This window comes from Enterococcus sp. DIV2419 (genome assembly GCF_051711865.1).
Lineage (GTDB): Bacteria > Bacillota > Bacilli > Lactobacillales > Enterococcaceae > Enterococcus > Enterococcus faecalis.
The window spans coordinates 97,736-122,953 of sequence record NZ_JBIONS010000002.1 but is presented as its reverse complement, the minus strand read 5'-3'; the positions used below and the strand labels follow the sequence as shown (position 1 = coordinate 122,953).

Here is a 25,218-nt window from a genome sequence, read left to right as displayed (position 1 = left end):
TACATTAAACATATTATCCATTGTAGCTTGTGAATTAATTGAAGTAGTGTTAAAATTGATAAATTTCAAATTATCTGTATTTTCAAACATACTATTCATATTTGTAACACTACTAAAATTACAATCACTAAAATCTACCGAAACAAGTTCAGTACATCCTTTAAATGCATTTTCCAAGTTATTAATGGAAGTAGTATCCACTCTGGCAGCATCAAATTTTTGTAATCCTGTCCAATTTTCAAAGGATATTTTATTTCCTATTAACTTAGCTTTTTTTCCATTAGCCTCTGAAAAAGTAATCGATGTAATACTACTTTTATCAATTGCGGTTGAAACAAATCCAGAACTAAAATCTACTTTTGTAGGTTTTCCATCAATTTCTCCAGGAACGATAACATTTGAATCACTACCAATATATTCAGTTAATTTGTATGTTTGATCACTTGGATCTAATTCAAAGTTCCAATCACTATACACCCAACGAGCAGTATATGATACATCTAAATTTTCTAATAAGTGTGTATCAGGAAGAATTTCTCTAGAAGCTTCCCACCCCATAAAGTGATAATTTCCTGATCTGGTAGGAATTTGTTCTGATTTCCATGCTTCAAATTTTTCCATGGTTAGTTGATCTGGAGTCATACAAACTTTACTAATGTAAGAAGCATTTTCTTTCTGACTAGAAGGGAATACTCCTCCATTAGCATTTAAATTAGGTTTCCATATCGGATGTCTATTACCACCACTATAGGAAAGAAGTTTTGGATCATTAGCTACTATTAACGTTTCAGTATAACCTGATGCCCAAAACATGTTTGTTATATTTGTACTTTCTTGAAGCTGTAAATTAGGAAAAGCAATAAACTGCAAAACATTACAGTAAGCAAACGCTAACTCCATAGTTTTAAGATTTGGGGCATTCCAATTTAAAGTATTATTATTTTCCCCTAAATTTTTTAATTTTTTACAATTATAAAACATTCCATACATATCAGTAACATTACTCATATCTGCGTTTTCTATGCCATCAATCTCTGTAAGATTTAAACATCCATTAAACATATTTAATACAGTAGTTACTGATGAAAATGATTCGTCTGCATTTAAATTAACATATGTTAACGAACTACAACCATAAAACATTTGCTGGGCGTTGTTAATATTTTGATAACTGTATCCTTCTAAGTTAACTCTATTTAAACTAGTAGCGTTTCTAAATAAATTTGCTAAGGATTTACTTTCAGTACAATATACCTCATAATTATCGATTTTTTTTATCTCAAATTCAGTTATACTTTTATAATTACTAACTTCAGTCCAAAAATTCCCGGTTACTTTTATTTCTTTTTTTTCTCCTATATCTGTATTACTTAATACCTTTGATGGCAACAGAATTTTATTATTATTTAATTGTTTAATTCCAGTTACCAGATAAGTACCATCTTCTTGTAGAGTTGCATTAAAATATGAATTTAGATAACTCTCATCATATGTTCCCTCCGAAGTCGTTGTTACCGGTTCTTGATTTTTAGATTCTATTAAATCTTTATTAGTTTCATTGCTACTTGGTTGTGTTGCAGAATTTGATTCATCTAATTTGGATTGTGAATTTTCAGTCTCAGTAATTGCTTGAGAACTAGTAATTGTTTCTTGGCTCTGGGTAGTGCTTTGTTGAGAGTTAGGTTTTAATGATTCTGGCATTGAATTTTCAATAATTTCTTTTGATACTTCGGTAACATCTGAAGGTGTTGTTGCCTGATCGTTTTCAATTGCTAAGGTTGTAATAGGTGTCGTTATAAAACTTCCTAAAAGCATTGTGCTAAAAAGAAGATACTTGCTTGATTTCTTATTCACTTGATCTACTCCTTATACACGATTATTATTAAATTTACAGCTTATATAATCGTTTTATTTTAATAAAATTTTCAATGAATGTACTTTTCCTAATCTAATTTAAAATGCTATAAATTTTTGTTTACTAAAACATCCAGCTTTCCATTCTTTATTTAATTCATTCTTTTAAAACGTCTATCAAAATATTTGATTACCCCTGCTAGTCCAATAAGAATAACCCCTATAATTCCCCATTGATTAGTAATCGAGCCAGCTTTTAATAAAGTTCCTTTTTGCTTATTATCTACTTTACTAGAATTAGCAGAGGTACCTGCACTTGAAGGATTTTTTTGGCTAGTTTGATTTTGGGAATTTGCTGTTCCTGACGGATCCACCTGTTCTGAATTAGTTGTAGATGAATCTCCAGAGTTATTCCCAGGTAAAACAGAAGAATCAACTTTTCTTTCTAAACGAATAGAAATATCTGTATTTGCTTTTGAATTTTCACTTGCAAAAGATTCTTGACTATTGTTAAATCCAACAAGACTTATTATCATTCCTGTTACTAAAATTAAACATTTTTTATTTGCTACCATTCTGCTTTCTCCTTAATTCAATAAAAATAGTAATTATAACTGTCATAAAGCTTTCTAATGTTATAAATATTTCCTGCAGAAACACTTTCGTAGTTCTTACTTTTCTGATACAGCTATACCGACCAGGATATTTTTTCATCCCAACCTAACTAATTTGTTAACTTTTAACTTTTTTGAACTATACTTGCTACCTAGTTTTCTTCATTTGTTTCTTAAGATAGTATTGAGGACTCAAATATAACCATTTGCTAAGTTTGCATTACCTTATTATTTTGTAATTTCATCAACAAATACTCCACCTACTTTCAAAAAAAAGAAATACTCCTTTAACCCTATTCCACTTCCTTTCTTAAAAAATTGTTTTGTTGACAAAACTTAATTTTAGTTTTCACAAGATAAACTTATCAAATTTTTCTTGAAAGCGAATCTAAATAATTAACAAAAACCACAAAAAAATGTAAAATAATCTATAAAAAATGATGATATTTTCTTATAAAACTTAAGAAATTTCTACTAATTTAACATAGATTAGTTACTCTCAAACTATAACTATTAAATACAAATTCTTTAGCTATCAAATATAAATATAGTTAATCTTATATATTTTTTTTGTCTAAAAAACAAAATAACAATAAAATAAATATGCAAAACATTTGAACAAAAAAAAGAAGATACTTTCAAAAATAAAAGTATCTTCTCTACAATTTAACTAACACTAGGCTAAAACATATTATTCAATAGCCATAATAATATATGTAATTAGGTATCAATGAAAGCTTATCTGTATCTTTTATATATTCTCATATCTTTTTCCAGTTACTCTACCATATAGATTAATTGAGCATGCCTTTTTGGAACTTAATTATCATATTTTAGTAAAATTATTGCCTATTAAATCACAAAATGTTATAAAATAATCGTAGGAAGCACAAATTACTTCTTTACAAATCTATCTTTATTAGTCAGTCGGCGGAAAACGACTGGCTATTTTTTGTTTTGCATATAAGTTTTGTAGCAGGAAATGTTGATACAATCATAGCAATATTTAAGGTAGCTTATTGTCAAAATTCCTATTTAACGTTTATCCCGTCCTAAAAGAACGCAATCTTGTTAGAATTGCATTTTCTTTAACTCTTAGACATTTAAACAAAAAAAGCTGAGTTGCATATATAATAAAGACTTTCTTTTCTTTTTGGAAACAGTCTCTAGGGATATAACATATTTTGACTTTTTATCTCTAACAAATATTCATAAAACCAGAATATCTACTATTATAGTTCCTACAAATATGGTTAAAAATTTCTTAGCAATACAGTACAGGCATACTAAAAATTTACGAAACTGAAATATGCCCAACTTGAATACCCTACAGCTTACCTAGTAGCAATCAGAATATTAAAAAGACCAACAAGGTATACCCTGTTGGTTCTTTTCTATCAGTAACTTATGGTAGTTATTTTGATATTTTATTTTTAGCAAAGTTTTCTAATTTTTTCTTTATACTATCAGCATTTTTTGTTTGTAAATCTATATATGATACAGGCAATCCAGTGTTCTTTATTTTTTCATCAAGATATGCCATATCTATCTCATTGTACATAATAATATCTGCATCAGGCATATCATTTTTAGCTATATCATAACTAATAACGGATAAATTCCATTCTGGTAGTAATTCTTTTTTTAGTTTATCTTGAAATTTTTTTGAGCTAATCCACATCATACCAGAACCACTGCTTCTAATCACAACTCCATCAGTATTTACTGTATAAATCCATACTACACTTTTCATATTTATTCACTCCTTAAACTATAATAAAATCTACACAATATCAAACTTTATAAAAATATATAAATAATCCTGTATTATAATTTCTATATTTTGTTTATTTACATTTTTCAGCATCTAATAATTGTCAATATAGAGATACATTTCATTTCGTAACATGTTTCTCTATAAATTCACTTTGTATTTTCGTAGAAATCATTCTCTTAGGTAAAATAAAAATTTTGTTTTTGGCAACTGTCATTAAATAAAATTCTTCATTCTCAAAAACATCTTCTATGTCATCCCAAATATATGATTTTTTATCTGCTTCATTATTTGCTTGCCAGTATACAATTCCCAAGTCATTAATATTAACTTTTCTTGGTTCTAAAGTTTTCGAGTCTGTATTTTTGTTAATAATCTTAGCACTTGGATAAGTATATGCACTGTATAGAAAAAAAATACCCAATAACAGATATATAATAATTATTAATATATATCCAAAACCTTGCGTAAATAATTTATTAAGTAGTTCTCTAACTACATAGTCAGGAAGTGATTGTTTGAAAGAAAGATATTGTTTAATTATCGATATAAACATATACGCAGAAGTAACCAGTAAAACTAGTCCAGCAAAATAAGTAATTCTTATTTTACGCTTACCAGTTTTAGTGAATTTTCTAGTATATAGCTTAATTGCTTTTAAATATTCATCTTCTTTTAAATTATAGTCAAAAGTCATACATAACCTCCTTTGAAATACGGGTATAAGATTATATAATGCACAAATTTTACAAAAAATACCAATTCTAATACACAGTAGAATTAAGAAATAATAATATATTAAAACCTGCCAATATCACAGATAATATGTGTATTGAAAACCAAGCACTTTTTTGCTTACTATTTAGTAAAAATACATTTTTATGTGTATCTACGTACAGTTTTCCTTGATCTGTATGCAAAAATTTTATTCTTAAAACTGCTACAAGTAAGTTGATTAATAAAATAATTAGAGCTGTAACCAAAGTCAAAAAAGCATATGATATAGCGTTCGATTGATTTGTAAAGTATCCATATTCATAAAAAGACCCTAAAAACATCCCTAAAAAAATAACCATTACCAAATGCAAAACAAAATATATATTTATTAAAAAACTGTAGTATACAAAACTCTTCTTTTGTAACTCTATTAGATTTACTTTTTGTTCTTTTAATTCTCTCTTCGGAATATTACTCTTTCTAACAAATGATTGATTTAAAAAAAATTTAAATATATACAGTAAAAAAAATGGAAAAATTAAAAGAATAAAGTATTTCGCCAAGTCCATTTCCCCTATAATACTATTCATAATTTCCCTCCTTTAAATTTATTTTCATTATACTCATTTAAATTTTCTTTTACAAATTATAAAAGCAACTCTTTCACAAGAGTTGCTCTTTTTCAACGAGAAATAACTTAAGCTAATGCAGCAAAAAATGCTGTTATCGCTCCTGCTAATTCTGCTGCTCCCGAAGCTATTCCAATAATAATAACTACTGCTAGTGCACCAATTAGAACACCTTTTAGAATAACTTCTACATTTAATTGTGGAACATGACCATTTTTAATATCTCTATATGCTTTATCATAATCGGGTTGAGGTATTTTAATATCAGTTGGTAACAGAGGCTTAGGATATAGTTCAATTTCAAGTTGTAAAGTTCCTTTGTTTTCAGAATCTCCGATTTCCTTTTTAATTACCAATTTCGTTCCAATTAAATTATTTCTAGCGCAAAAACCAGTTTCAATATACCCATTTTTAATAACTGGCGCTAGCTTATTAAGCATTTCATCAACTTGATTTTCATTATAATTCTTTAGTAAATATTTATACGAATTCAAAGACTCTTTTATCGGATTTACGTATACTTTTGTATCAATTTTACCGTTTTTAATACTAATAGACATTCCTGAATCATCTACTTTATGTGTCCAAGAGGCGCTTGTTTTAAAATAAACATCAAGAGTTGGTGAACTAATAATTTGTGTAGGAGTATCAAGTTTAATACCTACATCTTTGATTGTAAAATTTTTCCCTAAAGCATTTAGTAATTTAATTGTTTCTAACTGGATTAAATTACCGATTGTTGTAGAAAACGCCTTGGTCCCGTGGTCTCTTCCAGACACGGCCACTTTATCAATAGGAAACCCTAATTCACTATTTTCATAGAATTGATCAAATGCCCACTCTTTTGGCATTGGAAAACCTAGATTTCCACTGAATCCTGTAGACATATCAGATACAAAACAATGTTCAACAAATCCAGCATCAATTGCTTGTTGACAGACGTTTCGTGTACCATAAATTCCAGTTTTGTACATGCCATTTGCATCTAAAGATTCTTTTACTTTCTTGATATACGGTAAGACCGTTCCTGGAATGTTACCATCTAAAATATCTACATCAACGGCAAAGTAAATAGTCGCTCCATAAGGAAACCCTAGTTTAAATGCTGCGTTATGCGCTAAAGAACCATCTCTTAACCCATTTCCTTCGTTAAAGTAGCTTTCTTCCCATCCACCATCTTGATAAATAGGAAAAATACTTAATCCCACACTAGTAATGGCTTGAATTTCTTCAAGAGTCAGATTTTTATCTTTTTTATTTGCGCCCACTCCTACGCTACCTGTTAAATAACGTCCAACAATAGAATACCCATTGTCTTTAATTAGTTGTGCTTGTTGTTTTGTTAATTGAGTAGCCATGTCACAAGCACTGGCTGCACGATCAGTGTTTCCTGCACTTGATAGAAGACCTTTGATTACAGTCATATCTGCGGAAGTGTTATAGGGGGGTAGATTCATAAATAATCGGAAGTTTTCTACTTCAGCTGCAATATAAGAGGTAAATGAACCACTAAATACTGCAGATTGATTAAATCCATTTACATACAACGCCCATTGTAGAATTTTTACGAAATTACCAGTAGATCCAACTGTTAATGTTGGTGTCTTAGCCGTTGTTCCTGGTCCATAAAATCCGTTTGCTGTGTTTTCATCCATACCCATCTCTGCTTGAAGTGCATAAATTAAAGCACTATTCGTGTCTCTTTGATACACACCATCACATGGCAACAAGCCAAAATAACGATTATACTTAGCATTTAAAGATTGTTGCATTGACCGAATATTTTTGTCCCCTCTTGGTACCAACGCGAATGCACTCATATCAAGTAAGGCTTTCATTAACATTGCATTCATGTACCCACTAGGTGCTAATCCTGCCATTTCTTGAAATTTTTTAATCGCTAATGTTGTGAGACCTGTCATTAACCCATCAACTGCTTCAGTTCCAGAAACGTAAGGATTAATCCCTTTACACCAAAAGCCACCTTGCATTATTTTCACAATATTTCCAATGCCTGCCCCAAAACGTTCATTTAACTGTTTTTCTACTTTTTCTTTAAAATAACGTTCCGTGGTAGGACCAAAATTATCTGATAATTCTTGGATTCCCATTTCTTTTTGCAATGCTCGACGTAATCCATAGATAGTTGGCCAGCCCGTTTTCCCATTTTCTGGTACTTTATTGAACCCAGAAACATTTCCATACGTCTTATTTAACCATTTTTGTGTACCTAAAACCATTTCATCCATTTGTTAATACCTCACTTTCCAAATTTGTTGTACTTTATAAATTTATTTTGTTAAAGCTTTTTCAATGCTTACTCGTAAATCAGAGCTAGTAACACTTTTTACGAACGTATCTGACGCCCAAGTAATTGACATCATCCCCGAAGCAAAATCTGCCCGAATTAATCCACGATCCGTTTCCGGATATTTTTCAATACTTAATAAAATTTGAGCAACTTCCTTAGATAAAGCAACGTTGTCTTGCCCTAAAATTGAATTTGTACGAATAAAAACACCATAATTTTTGATATGGAAAGTAATAAAACGAGAACCAGCTCCACCTTCTTGATAGCCAGTAATATTATTCCCTAAATCAACTGGAATCCCACTTTTTTCTGGGATTACTTGAATGTTATCTTTTGCTTCTTCGTGCGTATCAAATTCTAATTCTGAATATTGTGTTTTTGGCTTACTAGCCTTTGATTCAATCTGTTCCTGATTAAAGGAATTATTGCTAGCGTATGTCTCAATTCCTGTTTGTACTGCAATTGTTGTTAACAAAATTGTTCCTAAAATAAATAGACTTTTTTTCATAATTATTTCTCCTCTTTCTTTTCTTTTTCATTTGAATTATTTGTTTTATTGTTATCCATCGTACTTTTACTGTATCTGTTTATGAAATTCTGAAACAATGAAACATCGATTCCTATTTTTTGATAATTTTCTAATATTGATTGAATTTCCATTAATAAATATCCAAAGTAGAGTACATAGAGTAATCCTGTACCTGTATTTCCTGGAATAGTCATTGCTAACGGGATAAAGAATATGAGTAACATTAGTGCAGCTATTTTCTTTAAAATTCCATTGATTCCTATTCTTGATTGAAAGTCTATTTTTGGATTCATTTTTGCGGCAAAAACTCCTGATAAGAAATCAATTATCATTGCGCAGCAAATCATTGCTAGAATAAACATATGGTTACTTTCTAGTCCCATATGAATAATCAGTTCTTGTATCTTATCCATAGAACTCTCCTTATCTGTATGTTTATAAAGATTCACACAGCATTTCATTTAGAAACTTTTTAAAATGTTGTTTCGTTCTTTGTGCTCTCTTTCTACTCTTTTCATCGTAGTTGGAACCCCATTGGCATAGCTTTGAAGCTTCACATGACGTATATCCTTGTAACAACAAAAGGATAAATTTGCTTTGTTTAGGAAATTTTTTTATATAGTTTTTCAGCATCTCTTTATAGCAAATCGCTTTTTCTATATCTATTCCTGCATCTTTTTGTTGACATGTATTACTATCTAACTCATTCCAACGTGCAGAGTCATAAGAAATACCATTTTTGTCTGCACTACTACAGGTATTGCTTTTGTATAATCGCCACACACTTTTTTCAGCAAGATTCATTCTAAAAAGAACAATATTTTTAAAAGTATGTTCTACTGTTTCTTGTCCTGAGTACGTTTTAAGCGCTTCCCATACGGCCAAATCAAAAGAACTTATAAAATCTTCATACGGGATACAAAGCTTATAGAGTTCACTTCTATGCTTTGCATTTTTTGCAGATACACCTATATATCTTTCCATATACTCCATTACATTTATCAAATCTTCTTCCTTATTTGTAAACCTATAGATATCTGATAACCGAGTTACTTCTGCCCAAAACTCCACATAATCACTACCTTCTATTTTTATAAATGTATGTAATTAAAATATACATTTTGTGACATAAAATAATTACGTTAGTAATGGATTTCATATAGGTGTGTATTTAGTTTTCAATGATCTTAATGCTTTATCTTAAGAAATATTGCTTTAAACACTAATAATTAGTGTTTAAAGCAATATAATTTGTACTAATTAAAGAATCCTTTGCCCCATACAGTGTCTGTACGACTATCATCTGGTCCCACTGCCACGTAACGGCGCAAACCAGAGCCTGCAATATAACTAATCCATGCATAGCCATTTGCGAAAATATAACTGTCATAGCCAATTGACTGACCTGCTTCGTAATAATCTAATGCAGCACTATTTGGATCGGTGTCCGCACTAACCGGAAGCTTGCGATTTGGAACAAAATTACCTGCTTTAGGTACCAACCCAATAGAATTAGGGTGTGCCTGTGAACCAGGATCTCCACCATTATCAAAAAATCCTGTTCCCCATACAGTGTCTGTTCGACCATCATCTGGTCCTACTGCCACATAACGGCGCAATCCCGAACCTGCAATATAACTAATCCATGCATAACCATTGGCAAAAACATAACTATCGTAGATAATGGCCTGACCAGCTTCATAATAAGCTAATGCTGGGCTATTTGGATCTGTATCACCACTTACCGGTAATCTCATACTTGGATAAAATACACCACTCAATGCACTTCCCGTATTTGAACCCGATCCTGAAGGGGTATTATTTAAAAATCCTGTTCCCCATACAGTGTCTGTTCGACCATCATCTGGTCCTACTGCCACATAACGGCGCAATCCTGAACCTGCAACGTAACTAATCCATGCATAGCCGTTAGCAAAAACATAACTATCATAAACAATAGCCTGACCAGCTTCGTAGTAATCTAAAGCCGGACTATTAGGATCCGTATCACCACTTACCGGTAATCTCATACTTGGATAAAATACACCCGCTGAAGGATTCACTGAATCTCCTTTTGAACCAGAAGAATCTCCAGGATATGGTTTTGAAGCACCTCCAAAACGGTAAATTGTAACTGGTGGACGACCTGAAGCGACCCATACTTGATCATGATTATCAACAGAAATTCCATTAATTGAACATTTATTTCCATCCCAGCCACAAGTACAATGAATAATATTATCTTTATCATCTATAAAAATTCCCGTGTGTCCAAGTTCACCACCAGAGTTACCTCTGATTCCCCAAATAAAAATATCACCTCGTTGTACATGATATTTTCCTCCTACTAAAGGAACTTGCGACCATCCAACGCGTTCTAACTGCCCAAATAAGGAGTCAGTATTTCCAGGAAAAGTTGAAGGATCAATAAACCCTGCCTCTTTTAATGCAAAATACACAGCACTTGAACAATCATAAGAATTTGGTCCTAATCGGTAATCCATACTATAAGTTATATGTTGAGCTTTTTTTTGTTCCATCCAACGAATCATTACATCAAAACCAATACGTGCATGATTTGTTGTTTCCTCATTACCAGAGGCACCTTCAAGATAAAGGGCTGTTTCAGCGTTTCTTCGTTCAACAAGTTTTGGTAATTTAATGCTTCCAATATCATAGACATACAATTTCATTTCTCTTGCAGCCGAATTAAATTCTTTGTTATTCGTAAAATGCATGATATCTGAACTTGGTAAAAAGCCTAATCCTTTAGAATGAGAGAAAGAAACTAATGCATCAAATTGATTCTGAGTAGCTTTAATTGCTAAAAGTTTAGATATTAATGCTGCATGTTCATTTAGATCATCACGTAATATCTGAGTAGCCTGGCTCTCTGTAATGACCATTCCTGGTTTAATCGGATGTTTTTCATTTGTAAAGTGACCATAGCCAATAGATAAAATTCCATTTCTTCCTGCTACAGCTTTTAATGAAAAATTTGAGTACTTTTTACAAAGATCGATTGCTTTTTGACTGTAATTCATAAACTTCACCTCATATTTTTTGTCGCGACTTTTTTCGTATACGCCAATATATGTGGTTGAATAATCTTTTTTGTGACAAAAAAAAGTAGAAAATTATTAATTTTCTACTTTTAGTAAATTATTTGATAATGATATGTTAGTTATTTTGTAAATTCTCCATCATAACATCTAATTGATCTTCTGAAACATTTCCAACGTGGTTTTCGGTTGCTAGAGATATAGACCCTTCTTTATTTTTAAATAAATACATTTTCTCTTGGTTATCACATATAATTTCTGTATTCACTTTTACAGTTCTTATTCCTGAACCAATCTTATTATTGGAAAATACTCTGATTTCTTTTGTTGGTACTGTATTTACAACAAATGAAGATTCTCTAGTTTCTATTTTTTCAGGTTCTTTACGAGAACGTGAGTGAAAAGTAAGCACGCCTTTATTGTCATTAGCATTATCTAACCTCAAATCTACAGCAAATGAGCCACTCATATAGGGTTGGTCAAACGTTTTTAGTTCTGCTATTTGTTGTAATGATACAGCATATGGCGCATCCACAGATTGATTTCCTGATTGCACAGTATTTGGTAATTCATTCGTACTTTCATTTTTTGAAGTTGTAACTGTTTGTTCTTCACTAGCTTTCTTTGACGATTCACTTATCGAGCTTTTATCCTCTTTTTTATTTACAGTGCTACTATTCGTTTCAGTTGTATTCGTTTTACTTGAATTTGTTTTATATAACGAGCTAGTACTTTCTTTTATTGGCGGATTTTCTTTATTTTTTTCTGTGTTAGAACAACCCGAAAAAACTAAAACAAGTACACATAACATTATAAATTTCATTTTATTCTCCATTCTTACCTTAGTTTATTTTCCCCAAAATCTTAAGTTGTATCTATTACAACTCTAAATATCATTTCAATAAAATATTATCATTTAGTTATACATTTGCCAAACATTTCTATGCTTTCAAACAGCTAAAAAGAAAACGATATCAAAAAAGTTACGTCACTTTTTTTACGAAAAATAAAAAGGTGACGTATTTAGTAATCATCTTTTATAAAGTTTTGGAATTAGCAAACCTGCTTGTTCTTGTTCTAGTAACATTTCGAGACCAATAGCAAGAATTTTCGATTCGCTTTTTCTATATTTTTTTGAGATACTTTAACCCTTCTTGTTGTTTTAAATTTAAATTAGATTGTGCACGTTTATTACCTTTTCTTATAGCCATTCTGATCCATCCTTTTTGTTAAATAGTATTCCCTCCATTAATAATGTATTAGTTGATTAACTCTTTATTTTTAAATTGCAAACCTTCCTGGTAACCAGAATGAAAAGCATCGAAGTTTTCAACCTGGTGTGAGGTGTCTTTTCCTTTAACCAAGCCTAGCTTTGAGACTTCTTCATGGACTGCAACAGGCAACTGCAATGCAAGTTCGTAACCATTCGTAAGTACCTGGACTTCAAATACTGAACTAAGAGCCGTCAAATACCCTTCGATATAGTCTTGTTTTAATTGCCATTTTCGTTTATATTTTCGCTTAATTTCCGGTTGTTTCATAAACTCTTTTGAACAAAAGGCAACACTAGAGTACCGAAATCAACAGGTTACACAAATACAAGGAAAACGTAACCGCCAGGAAGTACCAGAAAAGATAAAACAAGCAGTCAGACAATGGCAAGATAATTTACAGCACACCTTATCATCATAATATAAGACAAACCTGATACTCTCTTTTAGCGAGTATCTTCTTGATTAGAAATCAAGAAAAGAGCGTTTTTTTCAGCGCGCCAAACTCCCACCGCCACCGCCGTTAAGGTGCGCTGAAAAAAAAAGAAAGGCTTCCGCCTTTCTTCTTGTAAAGAATGTGTTATAATAAACATGTAAAGAGGACGTACTAGTCATACGCCCTCATGATAGCACCGTTTAAGACGGTGACCGATAGTTAAATATTTTTACAAAAAATAACCAAACTCGGCTAAAGTTGACGGTTATTTTTTGTTGTTTTTATCACTAATTTTTAGAATTAATGTCGCAAAAGTAATCGCAAACATTAACGCTTCAAAAATAGTCAAAGCTAGTCCTTTCTAGGAGTATAGCCAAAAATCAACATAGGCAATCACCCCTTTTTCAGAGATTAGCCACCGTCATAAACCTTTACTATCTCGTATATTATACCATAAAACGCCTTGGCTTTTTTAAGTTAAGGTGTTTTAGCATAGGAGCAATTATTCAGCCCACAGTTTGCTAGGAACCTTGCTTAACCAATCAGAAAAATCTAAAAACCAGCCTCCTAATTCTTCATTCAAGGCAGCTAGATAATGAAAAAGCAGAACAAGTAATCCAAATAAAAGCCAACCAACCCAACTTGCCCATTCGATTCTAAGTTCTTCAGTTGTTAAAATTACAATCGGGTAAACTAAAAAAATAAAAGCTAAAATTCGAGCAACGATTAGCATTAAAGTGGTAGTAAAACCACTAGTAAGAATCGTTAACAGTCCAATGTAACGGAAAAGAAGACGTAGAATAAAACAGGGTAAAAATAACACTACAGACAATCCTCGTTTCAAAATAAGCATAAAACTCTTCTTTCATTCCTTAACAATTGTTTTTATAATTTTGGTTTGACATTATTTTGGTTTGCGGTTTCTTTTTTTTGTACAGCTTGAATTTCATGAAGTTGATTGATTTCATTTCGCGTTCGTTCCAATTTATTCTCTAACAGAGATTGACTGGTTTTAATTGCTTCTATTTCCCCTCGAACATCTTCATAAGAAAATTCCGCAAGTGTTGCGTCCGGTAACAATGTTTTCAATTTTTTCTGAATTAACTCTGGATCTCCCTGCAGTTCATTTTCTAATAAGAGGTTACTTAATTGGTGCAGCTCTAACATCTTCTCGTCAAGAGTCTCTAAAGTTTTTTCTGCTTCAAGAAAAGCAACTTCTAATTTTTCTTCTAATAATTTTAGTTGTCTTGTGTCCTCGATTTCATTCGCCGCTAAAAAGTTAATGGCACTAACTAATTCATCAATGGTTTGCATCACAGGTTCTCTTTTCAGTGGTGTTTGTCCATTATACAGTCGTAATTGTTTAATCAACGAAGCCCCTGTTAAGTATTTACTTTTAGTAGCATCCTTGTCGCTCATAAAATAAAAATACTCATTTCTTTTAATATAGATATTGTAATTACCGTTGTCTAATGGATCAACCTTATACCCTCCTACAAAGAGCTTTCCAGAATTGCCATAGCCATAATCGATATTTATATAATATCCTCTTTCTGTTTTGTGAGACAGTTGCCATGGTTCTATTGTAAATTGATAGTCAAAATTATTTTTTTCTTGTTCATTTTTTTCTTCGTATCTTTTGACACATTCTTCCACTGTTAGAACGTTTTTATTTTCTTTCAATCGTTCAATAATCTTTTCATAATTATATCTAGTGGGGTCACTTTTTGACAAGCTTCGACTACGAGTATTTTTTATTTGTGGTTCGTCAAGCAATCGATAGGTCGTCCACTTATTAGAAAAGTCTGCCGATAAATTCAAAGCTTCTGCTTTTTCTAGGAAGTCATTAATTGAAGAACTTTGTTCTAATAAAAAGTCTAAACGACTTTTTATTTTTTGTTTATAAATGGACTCTGTTTGCCATTTTGTATATTTTGTATGAGTTTGCTTCGGTGATTTTTCAATAATTTTTGCGCCTTCCTTCGCTGCAATCTTATCCGAAATTTGTTCAAAGACTCTTTTGGTTCCTTTTTGCCAGCGAAAGGCTTTACCTGTTTTTAAGTTGGTTGAACTAAAAATAATATGATTGTGTAAATGTTCTTTGTCGACATGTGTGGCGATCACAAATTCATACTCTCCACCTGTCAATTCCATCACCGTGTTGTACCCTATTTCATGTATTTTTTCTGGCGTTAAATCATCTTCTGGAGAAAAGGATTGGATTAAATGGTGTGCTAAAACGGCGTTGCCTTTTTCTAATTCTGTTAACGTTGGCGGAAGCAATCGTTCTGATTTTGGATCGAATGTGTACCCGATTTTTCGTTGAATTGCTGCTTGTAATTTTGTTAATTTAAATTCTTCATAAGGACTTGTTGGATCCACAATGCCATGACCAGAAACTAATTTTTTCATGTATGTCTTATCGTCATTCACAATATATTGAAATAAATGTTCTAAGTGTTCAGACGGATTATCATTCGTGACTTCAGTTTTTTCTGCATTCTCAATATATGAGCAAGCATTGTTTAATTTATCAAATGTATGAATAACAAAATGTTTTGTATACACCATTTACGATTGTTCCTTTCTCTTTATTAATTTGTTTAATTCGCTCTGAACCAGCGCATTTAAACTCTGTACTTTATCGGTCAAATCTTTAATATCTTCAGACGAAATTTCATGAAACTGATTGGCCAGACGGGCCATTTGATTAATATTAATGCCAATTTTATGAATTTCGGTAGTTAGTCTGTTGAGTTCGGAATAGTCAACATGGCGAATCTCTCCTTGAATCAAAAGGTGCAAGGCAAAATTTTGAAAGTTTGGAAAGAAACTTTCTTCAATTTTTCGATTGATTAATTCATTTTCTTCTTTTGAAAAACGTATTTTTCTTTGAATAGGTCGTTTTAGCTTTTGTTTATTCTCCATAATTGTTTCTTCTTTCTTTTACATAATAAGTAGTCTCCTTAGTTTGACAATTGGTTACACCCAAGGGTAGGCTTTCTTTTTGCGAGCAGAGCAACATGGTACCATGTTGCGATATTTTGAATGACCCCTACCAAAAATACTGGTAGGAGTCGTTCAAATTTTTGGGGTTCCCCCAATCCCCATCGCTGCACTTTGACATTTATTGACGTTTCGACTTACCATTTTTGACCTTTATTTTTTCTTTCTTATTGATAAGGGGCTAATAACTCATCCAGAAAGACCAAATACGCGTCATTTCCTTTCAACTTTCGTAAATAAGTGGCTGCTTCTTCGTAAGGAAATAAATCAATTTCTAATTCTTTTTCTTTAAAATCATGAATCAACGTATCCAGTTCTTTTAGCACCGTTCCTTTTGATTTTTCTTTCTTTTTCTGGTGGACTCTTGGTTGTTCACTAAGCGGGTCTGCCAAGAAAAATTGTGTCAGAATAAATTTACTTTCGTCCGTTAATTGGTCCATTTTGTTTTCTCCTTTTCTCTTATTATTTGTTTTTAAAATCGAGTGGGATTTGCTATTTGAGCAGAAATTTTTGGTTCATTTGTTGCCTTTTTTGCTCGTTAGCTTGTGAATTTTCCACTTTAGTTTTTTTGTAAAACAATAGTAGACGACTTTTCTCGCTTACGAAACGTGATTAATATTTTCTCAAAGTGAGGGATTCGGACAATATTGTCAAATTCGTCAATTAAGAAGAGGACATGTAGAAGTTCTTTTCCTTCTTCTAATATTCGTTTTCCTAAACGTACTTGGTCTGATTTATTTCGCAACACTTCCCCGACTATCGCAAACATCAACACTGGAATAAAATTAAACGACGTATTGGTTTCAGGTATCGCAATAAATACCGCTTTTTTTCTTCATTCCAAAAGTCAATTTCCATCGTATCTGTACGAATCATATTTACCACTTCTTTTTCTTTATGGTCAAAAACAGAATAACGTGCTACAGCTATCCCTAGCACGCTGTCTCTCAGTTCACTCTCATACAAATTGTTAAACAAGGTCCATTGTCGGTAATCGTAGTTGTCAGGAATGGTTTCATTTAAGGTGGCATAACATATCCGCTACCATGCATAAATGTAGGGGATAGTCTTTTCTACGCCCATCAAACCATAAATACGCAATAAGAGATCGAACCAATAAGCCCTCGGCTTTTATCCAAAAATCGTACCTTGTAGTTTTTTATACCTCTTTGGTAACTTCAGTAATTGCTTCTAAAGCACGGTCAACGCCAAGTTCTGAATCCATATAGATAAAGACACTAAACGCAACACTGTTTGACAATGTGTTTAAATCCAATACCTTGATTTTATATTTGCCCTTTTTTAGTAACAGACCAATTTCTGGTAAAATCCCACCATCTGGATCAATGGTAATAAAACTTGCATGTCGTTGCATAAGATTGGTTTTGATAAAAGCTAACGTTTTAGCCGCTCCAGAGTTACCTAGAATAGCGATATTCTTATTTTTTTGTAGCTTGATAGGTAAACGTTTTTTTAAAAAGAGAAATTTTTACATGCTTACTAACAATAATATTGTTTTCAGGAATTGGATCTTCATATTTTTTCATTTCAGCAGGCGTAGTAAAACAAGCCGAACCATATTCTTCTCCATGACGGTAGGTTCCACGATTATTATCTCGCACATACATTAATATTCCTAAAAGAAAACCAAGTATTCCTATACTAAATCCTAATAGACTTGGTGTTATAAAAAAACGAAAAAAAGTTTGTTCGATATACGTCAGAATGTCTTTTGTAAAGAGATAATTCGTTTTTGAAAAATAGTCTGTCCCTGGTAACAAACAGCCAAAAGAAATTTCCTATTCCAAAGCCAATCACAAATAGAAAAATACCAAGGTAGAAATACGGTTTCAGTTCTTTTTTGTACGTCTGCATTACAGTTTTCTTCCTTTTATGATTGTTTTTGTTTGATCGATTTTCCCCACATATTTTTTATTGGCTGCAGCGTAGGCTAACCGTTCATTAAAAGTCATGGTATTTGGCTTACTCAAAATCATTTGTGGGGTCTTCTTAATATCTGTTAATACGCGTTTTAAGGCTTTCTTTGCAAGTTTCGTATCTTTTACTCAAAAATAGAAGTTAGTCCCTTCTTTGGTTTCTTTAGACGCAAAAGGAAGCCCTTGGTCTTTCAACTGTTCTTTTAACTTATTTAAATTCACTTTTTCATAAAGTTGCGCCGAAGTCAGTGGACCCTCATGGTTCATTAGCTTATACAAATTATTTTACCCTTTTAAAGAAAATTGTCTTTTAGCGACAATACACCATCACTGGATAAATTAAGCAGCACTCTTAATACTTTATCTAAAGTACTAGTACCTAAAACATAATAATGGTGTACAATTTCTCTTTGTTCCACCAAAATTCTCCTCCTTTACAAAAAAAAGACTAGCAAAATTTGCTAGTCTTTTTAATTCTCTACTTTTTTGATAGGCCATAAACAACCGTAAGGGAATATTAATCGCTGTAAAAATAATAATTAGCCATCTTGTTGTAGTTAGTTCGCTAAGTAAAATAATTTCTTGATATAGCATCACGGTGAAAACTATAGCTAGCCAAAAATACCACTGTATTACAATTTTCATTCAAATTCTCCTTACAAAAAGTGTATCTTTTTTTGATAGCTATCTCAAAAAGGAAGGTCGTCATCTGATATACCTCTCAGACTTACATCTTTATAAAAAGGATTGAAAGGGTCAGGTTTCTCAGTTGCTTGTTTGTCAAAAGTTTCTTGGTCTGGCTTACTACTTCTACGTTGATCGTTTACTTCTTTTTATTCCAAAAAATTAAAATTTTTGTACAACAATTTCTATCACATATACGCGTTGTCCTTGTTGATTCGTGAAATTACGATCAAACGTCCAACTACTGTTCCACTTTGTGTGTAAGGTAGATCAGGGTTTCTTGTTAACCGGACGATTAGTGTCATATTATTAATCATGTCTTTCCTTTATTTTTCGCTGTGTTTCTGTGTATTCTTTGGCAAAACGCACAAATTCATTTAACGAATATTGGACGCCTGGCATGTGATCATCGAAGTCATCCGCCATGTAATAGTACGTCAAATTAGCATCAAATTGTGTTCTTCGAAAATCAGTTGGAATTGTCAAATAAGTAAAAGATTCTCCTGTTAAAGATTCAATAAACAAGTTGGCCGAGATTAAGGCAGTTCGCTTATTTCCATTATCAAACGCTTGTAGTTTTGCCAAACGAGCGTACAATGACCAGCCGTCTTCTACACTATTTTCTGTTACTTCCTCCAGTTCTCGTTGAACCATTTTTTCTGTAACTGTTATAGGTGGTACATAATCGCCAACATGTATATTGACCTTTCCCCTCAATTTACCGGGATTTCCAGGCTGTCCTTCTTTGTGAGAGTCCATTTGTGCATTAATTCCTTTGAATACATCAACCGTTAGTTTATTTTGTAAACTAGCATAATGAATCGCTTTAACCAAGTCTTCAAATATATAACGATCTGTTTCATTGGTAAATTGCCACTCATCCTTATTTGTATAAAGGTTTTTTTGTGTTTGCAGAATAGACGTGTTGTACCCATCGTATTGTGCCACGGAATATATTAATTCCGCTAATTTTTTTGTATTCATTCTCTCACACCCTCCCTATTTTTCATTTATAGTACACTATTTTGACAGTAAAAGCGGTAATCCTTGTTTCTTAGCTAGAAGAGTATTTTTTACTATCTGAGAAAAACCTTCTTTTTTAGTTGCAATTTCCTCGGTAAATGTAGCTAACTCATCTTTTTTTTACTGAATTTTTTGTTCCATAATTTTTTTGTGTTTCTTTGTAGGCAGTTTCATCCTGATTGCTCTTTTAATTCAGTGATTTCTTTTTCTTCATAAGAAATGACAAAACAAAAAAATAAAGTGTTGTTTTTTACTAATTCAATTTCTAGACAAAATACAGTATGAAATCTATTCAGAAAAATGAATTAATTGCTTAGTTTTCAACCCAATTATGCAAAGTAATTGCAGAATTTTTTGAAATATATTTATTTTTTATATTTTCTTTTACTAATGCACATTCAACAAATAAATTGTAAAACGACTTGTAGAATAGGCCTTTTGGACTTTTTACCGTGGAATCAGTTTTGATTTTGTGCATCACTCGTCGCAAACATTTGTCTATTTCTTCTTGATAATCTTCACCAATTAGAACGATATTGTATTCTTTTTCTACTTTAGTTTTAGCACGAATAATTGTTCCAACCATTTCATGGGCTTCTTGAATAGTATTAGAGAAGGCAGCAATAAATTTTAAGCTATCTTTGCTTAGGAAAGTGTTCTCTTGAACTTCTGCAAACTGTTCGAGCAATAATTGTTGTTGCAATCGTTCTTTTTTCGTATCTTTTGTGTCTATTGTATCTAAAGAATTATTTATATAGATATTATCTTTTACTTGTGCGATTTCAGCATATCCACTATTATCAAGGGGTTCAGTGTTTTTTTCACGGCGTGCGATTTCAGCATATCCACTATTATCAAGGGCTTCAGCGTTTTTTTCACGGCGTGCGATTTCAGCATATCCACTATTATCAAGGGCTTCAGTGTTTATGTTTGCCGACAGGTATAAATCTTCTTTTTTTAACTCTGGCTGTAAGAGATAATATTTGTTTGCTATGTTTTTTCCAGCTTTCGCATCAAAACCGCCTCTGACAACTTCCAATAAGCCATACTTTTCTAATTCGTCTAGGGTAGATTTAACTTTTCCTTGATAGCAATTCAGCATTTCCATGAGATCCTTTTGTTGAAAAATCAAATAAATCATTCCATCTTCGTCAATCCAGTTATTTGTGAGAGCAAGAGAAATTTTGTCTTTAAAAAGCATATAAGCAATCTTAGAACTATCTTTCATAGATTTGTATTTTTCATTTTTCAACAGAAACTGTGGGAATTTCCAAAATAGCTCCGAGTAGCTGTTTTGATAACTATACCCCCGTTCTTTAATATTCGTCATTATTTTAGATACTCCTTTATTAGATATACTTTAATCACATAGTAAGCAATTTAAAAATAGCAAAGACTAAAGGCGTTGGCAAGCAATAATAATAGCTATTTAAATTAGTTACCACTTTAATTCTTGTTAGAAACTATTTAGTTACCACCTCAATTTGATAAAATAAGTATTTACACACCACCATTAATATAAAAATAATTTATTTAGTTACTACTTGAATGTATAGTTGTATTCTACTGTAAAGTGAATTACCTACTACTTTTAATAAACAATTAGTTACCACTTTAAATTTATTTAATTACTACTTATTTTTGTATGTAAATGTATAATTATTGGTAATAACGATAGTTATTAAATGAATTAGTTACCACTTTAAATTTATTTAATTACCACTTTAAATATAAAGATATGTGATTTGCCTACTACCATAATTATAATTAGTTACCACCTTTTTATAGATCAAAAACAATTGCCTACCACTTTAAATATAGAGATAAAATAATTAATTACCACCTTTAAATAAATTGATTACCACAGTAATTATTATATAATTGAAATTAATTACTACCTTAAATACTTCTGGTGGTATTTAAACTAGTTATATTTTAGGTGGTATGTTATAATATTTATAAAATTGTACTTAGAGAGGAAGTTGCATGTATGGTAGCAAAAAAATATGTAATTGGTAACTTTAAAGGTGGCGTCGGTAAAAGTACTTGTGCTCAAATGTTTGGATTTGAGTCAGCAAAATTCAAAGAATTAAAAACATTAATCATTGATTTAGATATGCAAGGAAATACTTCTGATGTTATGAACTTAACGCATATGAATTTTTCTAAAGATGAGGGCGGGGGGGAAGGTGAGTTAATCGAATATACAAATACAATTACTGACGTACTTATTTCAAATGTTGATCCACATGACGCTATTTATAAGATTATTGAAAATCTGTATATATTACCTGCGGATATGTCGTTTGAATTATACGATGATTGGATTAAAGATAGATTTCCTAATTCAATTGATAAGTTTAAATACATGGAAGAAAAATTATCCCCTCTATTTAATGATTTTGATGTCATTTATTTGGATGTACCTCCATCAATTTCTATTTATAGTAAATCAGCTATGTATATAGCTGATTGGGCTATTGTTGTGTTACAAACTCAAGTCAAATCTATGCGTAATGCTATGCAGTATTTGGAATATATGGACTTCTTTACTAATGAATTTGATACAAATTTAAAAGTTGCTGGTGTTGTTCCATTTATGTTAGAAAGCGGTGATTCCGTAGATAAAGAAATGTATCAACAAGCACAGGAAATCTATGGAGAGCACTTAATTAAAAACGTTGTGCTAAAAAATGCACGACTTAAAAGATATGATGGATCAGGTATCACTACTGAATTAACTAAAAAAGGAAAATTAAAGCAATGGGATAAGAAATGCCATGAATTATTTATCAACATTTTGGACGAATTAGAAGAACATGAACATTGGTATGAAGGGTAGGTGTAAAGAATGGCTGAGATTAAAAACTTAGGTATCTTTGGTAGTAGTAATAAAGGACTAGATAAAATAAAGCAGCGATCAAAGGAGAGGGCAAGAGAAACAACTATAAGTAATATTCCTAAGACTAATAGTACCTTTAGAAGCCAGAAAACAAGCTCTGTAACTCATGAAGTACCTATTCGAAAGAAAAGAAAAGGTGCCCCAATAACAAAATTTGATAAAGTTTACGCTGCAATGCAATCTGTTAAATTATCTGCCCTTACTAATGCTACAGCAAGCATCATGGTTGAAAAGTATGAAACAAATATGAAAAAAGATGAATTATTGCGAAAAGCTTTAAATGAATATATTCGATTAAATCTTTCTCAAGAAGATAAAAATGATTTACTTAATTCTGTTGCCTTGGAATTAGATTTGTTTAGAGAAGCCCATCCTATTATTCCTGATGTAGATATAGACAATAATGTGATACGTTCGTCTGAAGAAATAAAGCAAGAAACGTTTACTGATATAAAGAAACAATGGGGAATCAACGATAAAATAAGAAAATAAAAAAATACCTACCATATTTATTTAAAGTGGTAGGTATTTTTTTAATTACTTAATGATTTTTTTGAAGTCTATAAGGAGAAGTATAAGTTATGAACTTTACACTTTCTTTACGTATGTTTAAATATATTTAAGGTAGTAACTAAATGGGATAAAAGTGGTAGATAAATAAGAAGGAATATATATTAAATGCTGATGTATAAGTAATAATTTTTAATAAAAGGTAGTAGATAAATGCTATTAAAGTAGTAAATAAATATTGATAAGGTAGTAGATAAATAGAATAAAACCGGTAATTACGTTATAAGTATAGGGGAAAAGTGCTAGACAAAACAATTTAAGGTAGTAACTAAATGTATTAAAAGTGGTAAGTAATACATAATAAATATTGATATATAAGTAATAGAAAGAAACAAAATGTAGAAGTTGAAATGGATAAACAGCCAGGCATTTTTCGCCTACTTGTTATTTATAGATAGGTTTGTACAGATAATCCTAAGGTGTAATAATCTAAAAATAAGGATTACTGTTACTTGTTTTTGATTGAACAAAAAAATAGAGATATTGTTAACGCATGTTACACTAAACTTCTTTATCAATAATTTTTTTAGTACGTCTGTAACGTTCCAGGTGCAGCAAATAATCGTCTTGCAGTTTTAGAAGGTCTGAATATACCTGATCCATAGTCTTGCTGGCCGACAAAGAAAGAGAATAAATAAATGAAATAGGAAGTGTTTCAATTTTTTTGTTGCGAGTAATCCAGGAAGAGACAGTTCCTTGAGAGAAAGCATGTAATTCACAAAATTCTTCTACAGTAATCCCTAGTTGCTTGATAATGTATGCGTTGATAGGGTGTGGATATACAAAGGTTTTTCTAGGCATGGTGGGTAAGTTTCCTTTCTTAGGTTATTAATGCGTTTGCAGTAATATTGTACTAAAAAACATACAATAAGGGAAGGGCGTAGCTGCTTCTTTTTTGTTGACCTTCTTTAATAATGTGTTATACTAATAATGCGGAAGACATAAGTTCGATATGAACAGCACAATAGCCCAAACCTCGTCACAGGTTTGGGCTATTTTTTTCGTCTTGCGGATAGACGTGTGGGCTAGGACAACTTGCATGGTTATCTGCTAATCATCTAACCAATGGTCAACTAGTAAGATTACTAGACCCACAAAAAGCGGGGCGATAACCAAAGACATAAGTTCGTACATAAACAGCACCCCCAATCGGGGCAAGTTGCCGCAATAATTATAACATAAATTCGAATATACCTATACAGTAGTAAATCTTCAGTTTTTTACTTCAACTTTTAGCTCTCTTTTTAGTACGTATACTCGTTTACATAACGAGCATTTGTACTTACCTGAATCACTTGACACTCTGCTCGCAAGACACCCACACGTACACTGAACGTATGCAACGCCACTTATTTTATTGTTGTCTTTAATCACTGCACCCTGGTAGTTAAATTTCTTCACAAAATTCTCCATCATCGTAATAATCTTTCATAAAAGCATCAATTGATTCTTGTTCTTCATCTGATAATTCTGGAAGTCCGACGTCTCCAAAAGGATTTTCCAATGTATCTACTGCAGACCACTTCAAAAAGTTATGAATTTTAATATGGCGTATGTCATAAAAATCAATTTGAAAATCTCCCATTTAAAACAACATCAAATTCAGCCATTCCACGGAAAACACCAAACACATGCGGTTTTACACGATCATATTCATCCAATGAGTTCAACTGGATTTCAAGCACTTTATTTTGTTTAATTGAGCGTTCTAATAAGTATTCTATTTTAACTTGAGATTGCTGAGGTAATCGTTCAATTTCTCTTGAATGATAATCATTTGTTTCTTTGATTGCTGCTTGCAACTCTCCTAAAGGGAAAGCAGTTGGCCATTTCAACTGAAATGGGCGATCTATATAATCATTATAAGGTGTAAATTCTTTTTTAGTTTTTTTCATCTGT

General features: G+C 31.6%; 25 protein-coding genes and 5 pseudogenes. 3 read left to right on the top strand and 27 right to left on the bottom strand.

Annotated elements, in window-relative coordinates; all coding sequences use genetic code 11:
* The 12 genes and pseudogenes from IGI97_RS13655 to IGI97_RS13600 all read right to left on the bottom strand — a co-directional run.
* On the bottom strand, positions 1-1,854 hold a 1,854-nt coding region (locus IGI97_RS13655; protein WP_438791813.1), incomplete at its 3' end, for a BspA family leucine-rich repeat surface protein.
* Positions 1,855-2,006: 152 nt separating this feature from the next.
* The gene (locus IGI97_RS13650) at positions 2,007-2,429 is read right to left on the bottom strand and encodes a hypothetical protein (RefSeq protein ID WP_438738912.1); all 423 of its coding nucleotides are present in this window, start codon (positions 2,427-2,429) and stop codon (positions 2,007-2,009) included.
* A 1,453-nt stretch (positions 2,430-3,882) separates the two neighbouring features.
* Positions 3,883-4,221 (bottom strand): hypothetical protein, encoded by a 339-nt coding sequence (locus IGI97_RS13645; RefSeq protein ID WP_101008485.1) that lies wholly within the window; start codon positions 4,219-4,221, stop codon positions 3,883-3,885.
* 142 nt (positions 4,222-4,363) lie between these two features.
* Positions 4,364-4,939, bottom strand: a complete 576-nt coding sequence (locus tag IGI97_RS13640) for a YcxB family protein (RefSeq protein ID WP_438738915.1) — start codon at positions 4,937-4,939, stop codon at positions 4,364-4,366.
* 67 nt (positions 4,940-5,006) lie between these two features.
* A complete protein-coding gene (locus tag IGI97_RS13635) occupies positions 5,007-5,549 on the bottom strand; it encodes a hypothetical protein (protein ID WP_438738917.1) in 543 nt (180 codons plus the stop codon).
* A 107-nt stretch (positions 5,550-5,656) separates the two neighbouring features.
* On the bottom strand, positions 5,657-7,837 hold the full coding sequence (locus tag IGI97_RS13630; protein ID WP_438738919.1) for a glycoside hydrolase domain-containing protein: 2,181 nt from the start codon (positions 7,835-7,837) through the stop codon (positions 5,657-5,659).
* A gap of 42 nt (positions 7,838-7,879) precedes the next feature.
* A complete protein-coding gene (locus IGI97_RS13625; RefSeq protein ID WP_002369761.1) occupies positions 7,880-8,407 on the bottom strand; it encodes a hypothetical protein in 528 nt (175 codons plus the stop codon).
* Positions 8,408-8,409: 2 nt separating this feature from the next.
* A complete protein-coding gene (locus IGI97_RS13620) occupies positions 8,410-8,877 on the bottom strand; it encodes a phage holin family protein (RefSeq protein WP_002390339.1) in 468 nt (155 codons plus the stop codon).
* Positions 8,864-9,499, bottom strand: coding sequence for a BacL2 family protein (bacL2, locus tag IGI97_RS13615; protein ID WP_438738921.1), 636 nt, complete (start codon positions 9,497-9,499; stop codon positions 8,864-8,866). Before bacL2 ends, IGI97_RS13620 begins: the two co-directional genes overlap by 14 nt.
* 185 nt (positions 9,500-9,684) lie before the next feature.
* Positions 9,685-11,472: a peptidoglycan amidohydrolase family protein gene (locus IGI97_RS13610; RefSeq protein ID WP_438738923.1), complete on the bottom strand. Its 1,788-nt coding sequence runs from the start codon at positions 11,470-11,472 to the stop codon at positions 9,685-9,687.
* Between the two features lie 136 nt (positions 11,473-11,608).
* The gene (locus IGI97_RS13605) at positions 11,609-12,313 is read right to left on the bottom strand and encodes a hypothetical protein (RefSeq protein ID WP_438738925.1); all 705 of its coding nucleotides are present in this window, start codon (positions 12,311-12,313) and stop codon (positions 11,609-11,611) included.
* Between the two features lie 436 nt (positions 12,314-12,749).
* Positions 12,750-13,058, bottom strand: a pseudogene (locus tag IGI97_RS13600) (DUF2786 domain-containing protein); the annotation flags it as partial.
* Between IGI97_RS13600 and IGI97_RS13595 the strand changes: the two are divergent.
* Positions 13,054-13,182 (top strand): annotated as a pseudogene (locus tag IGI97_RS13595) (PcfJ domain-containing protein); the annotation flags it as partial. The pseudogenes IGI97_RS13600 and IGI97_RS13595 overlap by 5 nt on opposite strands.
* Before the next feature lie 517 nt (positions 13,183-13,699).
* Here the strand turns inward: IGI97_RS13595 and IGI97_RS13590 are convergent.
* The 11 genes and pseudogenes from IGI97_RS13590 to IGI97_RS13540 form a co-directional block, all read right to left on the bottom strand.
* Entirely contained in the window at positions 13,700-14,050 is a 351-nt protein-coding gene (locus tag IGI97_RS13590; protein ID WP_438738927.1) for a PcfH protein, read from the bottom strand.
* A 32-nt stretch (positions 14,051-14,082) separates the two neighbouring features.
* Entirely contained in the window at positions 14,083-15,768 is a 1,686-nt protein-coding gene (locus IGI97_RS13585) for a relaxase/mobilization nuclease domain-containing protein (protein ID WP_438738929.1), read from the bottom strand.
* The gene (gene mobC, locus IGI97_RS13580) at positions 15,769-16,125 is read right to left on the bottom strand and encodes a plasmid mobilization relaxosome protein MobC (RefSeq protein WP_002367696.1); all 357 of its coding nucleotides are present in this window, start codon (positions 16,123-16,125) and stop codon (positions 15,769-15,771) included.
* A gap of 245 nt (positions 16,126-16,370) precedes the next feature.
* Entirely contained in the window at positions 16,371-16,643 is a 273-nt protein-coding gene (locus IGI97_RS13575; RefSeq protein ID WP_002362409.1) for an LtrD, read from the bottom strand.
* Between the two features lie 128 nt (positions 16,644-16,771).
* Positions 16,772-18,078: pseudogene (locus IGI97_RS13570) on the bottom strand (type IV secretory system conjugative DNA transfer family protein); the annotation flags it as partial.
* Positions 18,078-18,200, bottom strand: a complete 123-nt coding sequence (locus tag IGI97_RS13565; protein ID WP_271104843.1) for a hypothetical protein — start codon at positions 18,198-18,200, stop codon at positions 18,078-18,080. The gene IGI97_RS13565 and the pseudogene IGI97_RS13570, both read right to left, overlap by 1 nt.
* 69 nt (positions 18,201-18,269) lie before the next feature.
* The gene (locus IGI97_RS13560) at positions 18,270-18,407 is read right to left on the bottom strand and encodes a hypothetical protein (RefSeq protein ID WP_241408344.1); all 138 of its coding nucleotides are present in this window, start codon (positions 18,405-18,407) and stop codon (positions 18,270-18,272) included.
* A gap of 26 nt (positions 18,408-18,433) precedes the next feature.
* Positions 18,434-18,559, bottom strand: a complete 126-nt coding sequence (locus IGI97_RS13555; RefSeq protein ID WP_271104842.1) for a hypothetical protein — start codon at positions 18,557-18,559, stop codon at positions 18,434-18,436.
* Between the two features lie 270 nt (positions 18,560-18,829).
* Positions 18,830-19,141 (bottom strand): annotated as a pseudogene (locus tag IGI97_RS13550) (hypothetical protein).
* On the bottom strand, positions 19,134-19,808 hold the full coding sequence (locus IGI97_RS13545; RefSeq protein ID WP_438738933.1) for a Fic family protein: 675 nt from the start codon (positions 19,806-19,808) through the stop codon (positions 19,134-19,136). Before IGI97_RS13545 ends, IGI97_RS13550 begins: the two are co-directional and overlap by 8 nt.
* Positions 19,809-20,160: 352 nt before the next feature.
* Complete coding sequence (locus IGI97_RS13540; protein ID WP_438738935.1) at positions 20,161-21,177, bottom strand: replication initiator protein A; 1,017 nt, start codon at positions 21,175-21,177, stop codon at positions 20,161-20,163.
* 660 nt (positions 21,178-21,837) lie between these two features.
* Here IGI97_RS13540 and IGI97_RS13535 point away from each other — a divergent pair.
* Together IGI97_RS13535 and IGI97_RS13530 are read left to right on the top strand one after the other, a co-directional pair.
* The gene (locus tag IGI97_RS13535) at positions 21,838-22,689 is read left to right on the top strand and encodes a ParA family protein (RefSeq protein WP_086318244.1); all 852 of its coding nucleotides are present in this window, start codon (positions 21,838-21,840) and stop codon (positions 22,687-22,689) included.
* 9 nt (positions 22,690-22,698) lie between these two features.
* Complete coding sequence (locus IGI97_RS13530; RefSeq protein WP_016622199.1) at positions 22,699-23,241, top strand: hypothetical protein; 543 nt, start codon at positions 22,699-22,701, stop codon at positions 23,239-23,241.
* A 579-nt stretch (positions 23,242-23,820) separates the two neighbouring features.
* Here the strand turns inward: IGI97_RS13530 and IGI97_RS13525 are convergent.
* From IGI97_RS13525 to IGI97_RS13510, 4 genes and pseudogenes are all read right to left on the bottom strand, one after another.
* Complete coding sequence (locus tag IGI97_RS13525; protein ID WP_010817802.1) at positions 23,821-24,120, bottom strand: hypothetical protein; 300 nt, start codon at positions 24,118-24,120, stop codon at positions 23,821-23,823.
* 249 nt (positions 24,121-24,369) lie between these two features.
* Positions 24,370-24,441: a type I toxin-antitoxin system Fst family toxin gene (locus tag IGI97_RS13520; protein ID WP_154080948.1), complete on the bottom strand. Its 72-nt coding sequence runs from the start codon at positions 24,439-24,441 to the stop codon at positions 24,370-24,372.
* Between the two features lie 90 nt (positions 24,442-24,531).
* Positions 24,532-24,732 carry an excinuclease ABC subunit C gene (locus IGI97_RS13515; protein ID WP_438738962.1) on the bottom strand — a complete coding sequence of 67 codons (201 nt, stop codon included), beginning with the start codon at positions 24,730-24,732 and terminating at the stop codon, positions 24,532-24,534.
* A pseudogene (locus IGI97_RS13510) lies at positions 24,707-25,214 on the bottom strand (hypothetical protein). The gene IGI97_RS13515 and the pseudogene IGI97_RS13510 overlap by 26 nt, the downstream one beginning before the upstream one ends.
* Positions 25,215-25,218: the final 4 nt, after the last annotated feature.

Bases quoted from the DNA above. Each gene is read 5' to 3' on its own strand.
- IGI97_RS13650 (WP_438738912.1), bottom strand. From the start codon at position 2,429: ATGGTAGCAAATAAAAAATGTTTAATTTTAGTAACAGGAATGATAATA.
- IGI97_RS13645 (WP_101008485.1), bottom strand. From the start codon at position 4,221: ATGAAAAGTGTAGTATGGATTTATACAGTAAATACTGATGGAGTTGTG.
- IGI97_RS13640 (WP_438738915.1), bottom strand. From the start codon at position 4,939: ATGACTTTTGACTATAATTTAAAAGAAGATGAATATTTAAAAGCAATT.
- IGI97_RS13635 (WP_438738917.1), bottom strand. From the start codon at position 5,549: ATGAATAGTATTATAGGGGAAATGGACTTGGCGAAATACTTTATTCTT.
- IGI97_RS13630 (WP_438738919.1), bottom strand. From the start codon at position 7,837: ATGGATGAAATGGTTTTAGGTACACAAAAATGGTTAAATAAGACGTAT.
- IGI97_RS13625 (WP_002369761.1), bottom strand. From the start codon at position 8,407: ATGAAAAAAAGTCTATTTATTTTAGGAACAATTTTGTTAACAACAATT.
- IGI97_RS13610 (WP_438738923.1), bottom strand. From the start codon at position 11,472: ATGAATTACAGTCAAAAAGCAATCGATCTTTGTAAAAAGTACTCAAAT.
- IGI97_RS13605 (WP_438738925.1), bottom strand. From the start codon at position 12,313: ATGAAATTTATAATGTTATGTGTACTTGTTTTAGTTTTTTCGGGTTGT.
- IGI97_RS13590 (WP_438738927.1), bottom strand. From the start codon at position 14,050: ATGCTTATTTTGAAACGAGGATTGTCTGTAGTGTTATTTTTACCCTGT.
- IGI97_RS13585 (WP_438738929.1), bottom strand. From the start codon at position 15,768: ATGGTGTATACAAAACATTTTGTTATTCATACATTTGATAAATTAAAC.
- mobC (WP_002367696.1), bottom strand. From the start codon at position 16,125: ATGGAGAATAAACAAAAGCTAAAACGACCTATTCAAAGAAAAATACGT.
- IGI97_RS13575 (WP_002362409.1), bottom strand. From the start codon at position 16,643: ATGGACCAATTAACGGACGAAAGTAAATTTATTCTGACACAATTTTTC.
- IGI97_RS13565 (WP_271104843.1), bottom strand. From the start codon at position 18,200: ATGATTTTGAGTAAGCCAAATACCATGACTTTTAATGAACGGTTAGCC.
- IGI97_RS13560 (WP_241408344.1), bottom strand. From the start codon at position 18,407: ATGAACCATGAGGGTCCACTGACTTCGGCGCAACTTTATGAAAAAGTG.
- IGI97_RS13545 (WP_438738933.1), bottom strand. From the start codon at position 19,808: ATGAATACAAAAAAATTAGCGGAATTAATATATTCCGTGGCACAATAC.
- IGI97_RS13540 (WP_438738935.1), bottom strand. From the start codon at position 21,177: ATGACGAATATTAAAGAACGGGGGTATAGTTATCAAAACAGCTACTCG.
- IGI97_RS13535 (WP_086318244.1), top strand. From the start codon at position 21,838: ATGGTAGCAAAAAAATATGTAATTGGTAACTTTAAAGGTGGCGTCGGT.
- IGI97_RS13530 (WP_016622199.1), top strand. From the start codon at position 22,699: ATGGCTGAGATTAAAAACTTAGGTATCTTTGGTAGTAGTAATAAAGGA.
- IGI97_RS13525 (WP_010817802.1), bottom strand. From the start codon at position 24,120: ATGCCTAGAAAAACCTTTGTATATCCACACCCTATCAACGCATACATT.
- IGI97_RS13515 (WP_438738962.1), bottom strand. From the start codon at position 24,732: ATGGAGAATTTTGTGAAGAAATTTAACTACCAGGGTGCAGTGATTAAA.